Origin of the sequence: Streptomyces sp. NPDC006476 (assembly GCF_040612015.1) — a bacterium.
Classification (GTDB): Bacteria; Actinomycetota; Actinomycetes; order Streptomycetales; family Streptomycetaceae; genus Streptomyces; species Streptomyces griseorubiginosus_B.
Map to the genome: position 1 here is coordinate 1 of NZ_JBEXPK010000290.1, position 1,583 is coordinate 1,583.

The following is a 1,583-nucleotide window of genomic DNA, read 5'->3' on the forward strand; positions in this document are numbered from 1 at the left end:
GGCCTGGCGGCGCGGGGGTGTGGCCGCGTTGGAGTCGGCGGGGCCGATGGCGGTCGAACGGTTGTCGCCCGTGCAGTGGCAGCGGTTGGAGGGGGGACGGCGCCGCGAACGCCGCGGCCCCAGCGGCAAGATGACCAGCCACGTGCTGCCCCGCGAGGAGTGGACCGTGCTGATCACCGACGCCCACCCCGGATACCTCACCTGGGCCGAGTTCGAGGCCAACCAGACCCGGCTCGCCGAACTCGCCGCCGCCCACGGCAGCGACCGCAAAGCCTCCCCGCCCCGCGAAGGCACAGCCCTGCTGCAGGGCGTGGTCTCCTGCGGCAAGTGCGGACGCCGGATCACCGTGCGCTACCGGCACCAAAAGCCCGTCTACCTCTGCCAGTTCGAGGGCATCCGCAACGCCATCCCCGTCTGCCAGACCATGGTCGGCGACCAGATCGACGCCGCCGTCGGCGAACTGCTGCTGACCACCCTGACCCCGCTCAGCCTCGAGGTCGCGCTCCGGGTCAGCGACGAGCTGGCCGCCCGCGCCGAGGAAGCCGACCGGCTCCGCGCCCCCGGCGTTGAACGCGCGCGTTACCGAGCCGACCTCGCCCGGCGCCGCTATCTGGCCGTCGACCCCGCCAACCGGCTGGTCGCCGACACCCTGGAGGCCGACTGGAACCACGCCCTGCGCGAACTCGCCGAGACCACTGAGGACTACGAGCGCGCGCAGCACACGGCGATCGGCCCGCTCTCGCCCCAGACCCGGGCCAGGATCACCGCGCTGGCCGCCGACTTCCCCCGGCTCTGGAACGACCCGGCCACCCCGATGCGGGAACGCAAACGCATGATCCGCCTCCTGGTCACCGACGTCACCCTCACCAAGACCGACCACATCGCCATCGGCGTCGTCCTGCGCGGCGGCCAGAGCCACCAGCTCACCCTGCCCCGCCCGCTGACCGCCTGGGAACTGCGGCAGACCGACCCAGCCGTCATCGCCGCACTCCTCGATAAGTACACCGACGCCCAGAGCGCGGCCATCCTCAACGAACGCGGCCTGCCCAGCGGCATGGGCCAGCCCTTCACCCACGGCATGATCATACATCTGCGAAACGCCTACCAGCTACGCAGCCACCGCCAACGACTCCTGGACCAAGGTCTGTTGACCGTCTCCGAACTCGCCCGCCACCTCGGCGTCCACTTCCAGACGATCAAGCACTGGCGCCGGGACGGCATCATCACCGGCGTCCTCGCCAACGACAAGGGCGAGTACGTCTTCCACCTGCCCGGACCCGAGTTCGTCCGCCCCACCATCGGCCGACCTCGCCGCAGCGTCCTGGACCCCGAACACTCCGAAACGACCCGATGAGGTGCAGTGTGATGACAGAGGTTTCGACGCCGGGCGTTTCCCCCTGACGCCGCCAGTCTGCTACCGGGCCTCCTGGCAGCTACCCGGACCGGATTTCAACCGGCAGGTGACAACGAGCTTACGACCGAAGATCACTTACGACGTGGTGCACGACAGCAAGCGCTGAGCAAGCCGTGACGCGAGAAGAGCCGTACGAGTTGGGAAGGTTGTGAAGCGATCCTTGGCCCGT

1 protein-coding gene is annotated in these 1,583 nt (G+C 69.6%); it reads left to right on the forward strand.

Features of this window, described 5'->3' with window-relative positions; all coding sequences use genetic code 11:
• A partial coding sequence (locus tag ABZZ74_RS54095; RefSeq protein WP_356951437.1) for a recombinase zinc beta ribbon domain-containing protein occupies nucleotides 1–1,354 on the forward strand: 1,354 nt, incomplete at its 5' end.
• Nucleotides 1,355–1,583 lie beyond the last annotated feature (229 nt).